Below are 2,022 nucleotides of genomic sequence, written 5' to 3'. Positions count from 1 at the left end.
GCGCCGCGCCGGGTGCGGCCGCCGGCTCCGCGCCGCAGCCCTCGGACGACGATCCGGCCGGTGGTACCCCGGCCGACAAGCCCTGACCTGCAGACGGTGAGTGAGCACGACTCTCCGTGGAGAGTCGTCGCCTCTCCCTTGGCCGGGCTGGGTCCGCTGGACGTCCACGCGCTGTACAAGCTGCGCGTGGACGTCTTCGTCGCCGAGCAGGACTGCCCGTACGCGGAGATCGACGAGGTCGACGCCGACCCCGGCACCACGCACCTGTTGGCCTGGGCTCCGGCCACCGAATCCGGTCCGGACGAGTTGGTGGCCACCCTGCGCGTGTTCGGGTCGGGGGTCCACGGTGGGGTCATGCACCTCGGCCGGGTGTGCACGGCTCCCGGGTGGCGAGGGCGGGGGATCGCCGGTGTCCTGATCCGTCGCGGACTCGAGCTGTGCGGCGAGCTGCCCGTCGAGATAGGCGCCCAGTCCCACCTCGAGGGGTGGTACGAGCAGTTCGGGTTCCTCCGTTGCGGACCGGACTACCTGGATGAACGGATCCCGCACCTCCCCATGAGGCGCGACCTCCTAGGATGAGGCGTGGCTCACCCCTCCCCACATCTCCCGAGGACACCATATGACGTCTGACGCTGCATCCGGTTCACACTCCGCATCCGGTTCGCTGGTCACGGCACCTCTGGTCAAGGCACTTCTCCCCGAGAGCGAGATGCCGACCCACTGGTACAACATCCAGGCCGACCTGCCCGAGCAGATGGCGCCGCACCTGCACCCGGGCACGAAGGAGCCGCTCGGGCCGGAGGACCTGGCGCCGTTGTTCCCGATGGCGCTCATCGAGCAGGAGGTCACCGGGGAGCGGTACGTCGAGATCCCCGAGGAGGTGCGGGAGATCTACCGGCTGTGGCGGCCCTCGCCCCTCATCCGGGCCCGCCGACTGGAGAAGGCCCTCGGCACCTCGGCGAGGATCTACTACAAGTACGAGGGCACCAGCCCGGTCGGCTCACACAAGCCCAACACGGCCGTGGCCCAGGCGTACTACAACGCCGCGGAGGGCATCACCAAGCTCACCACCGAGACCGGCGCCGGTCAGTGGGGCGCGTCGCTGGCGTTCGCCGGTCAGGCCTTCGGCATCGAGGTTGAGGTCTGGCAGGTCAAGGCGTCCTTCGAGTCCAAGCCGTACCGCCGGATGCTCATGGAGACCTTCGGCGCCTCCGTCCACCCGAGCCCCTCCGACCTGACCGAGGCGGGCCGGTCCTTCCTCGCCAAGGACCCCCACACCCCCGGTTCGCTGGGAATGGCGGTGTCGGAGGCGGTCGAGGTGGCGGCGGGCGACCCCGAGGCCCGCTACTCCCTGGGTTCCGTCCTCAACCACGTGTGCCTGCACCAGACGATCATCGGCGAGGAGGCCCTCAAACAGCTCGAGATGTTCGGGGAGGCCGCGCCCGACTACGTCTTCGGGTGCGCTGGGGGCGGCTCCAACCTCGCCGGTCTGGCGTTCCCGTTCATCCGCGAGAACCTGGCCGGGGCGCAGACGAGGATCGTGGCCGTCGAACCGACCGCCTGCCCGTCCATGACCGAGGGCGAGTTCCGATACGACCACGGAGACGTGGCGGGTCTGACCCCGCTCATGAAGATGTACACGCTGGGCCAGGACTTCGTCCCGGACCCCATCCACTCGGGCGGTCTCCGGTACCACGGGATGGCACCGCTGGTCAGTCACGTCAAGCACCTCGGCCTGCTCGACTCGATCGCGGTGGAACAGAACGTCGCCTTCGCCGCCGGTGTCGAGTTCGCCAAGGCCGAGGGCATCGTGCCCGCGCCCGAGTCCACCCACGCCCTCGCCGGCGCGTTCGACGAGGCCCGCAGGCACACCGGGGAGGCGGGCACGGGCCCGTCCATCGTGATCGGCCTGTCCGGTCACGGCTTCCTCGACCTCCCGGCCTACGAGTCGTACGTCCGCGGCGAGCTCGGCTGACCGGCGCCGACGCGGGGCGATCCGGTCCACCGCGTCCCCTGCCGCGG

The 2,022-nt window shown here is 70.3% G+C and carries 2 protein-coding genes; both read left to right on the top strand.

Going from position 1 to position 2,022, the window contains the following annotated elements:
* Positions 1 to 96: 96 nt before the first annotated feature.
* The gene (locus G6020_RS08990; RefSeq protein ID WP_179524027.1) at positions 97 to 579 is read left to right on the top strand and encodes a GNAT family N-acetyltransferase; all 483 of its coding nucleotides are present in this window, start codon (positions 97 to 99) and stop codon (positions 577 to 579) included.
* 40 nt (positions 580 to 619) lie between these two features.
* The gene (locus G6020_RS08985) at positions 620 to 1,975 is read left to right on the top strand and encodes a TrpB-like pyridoxal phosphate-dependent enzyme (RefSeq protein WP_182610381.1); all 1,356 of its coding nucleotides are present in this window, start codon (positions 620 to 622) and stop codon (positions 1,973 to 1,975) included.
* The last annotated feature ends 47 nt before the right edge of the window (positions 1,976 to 2,022 follow it).

The sequence above is a fragment of the Dietzia sp. B19 genome (genome assembly GCF_014145155.1).
Classification (GTDB): domain Bacteria; phylum Actinomycetota; class Actinomycetes; order Mycobacteriales; family Mycobacteriaceae; genus Dietzia; species Dietzia natronolimnaea.
This window is presented reverse-complemented; position numbering and strand designations above follow the sequence as displayed.

Coding starts and splice junctions, on each gene's coding strand:
- G6020_RS08985 (WP_182610381.1), top strand. CDS start 620: ATGACGTCTGACGCTGCATCCGGTTCACACTCCGCATCCGGTTCGCTG.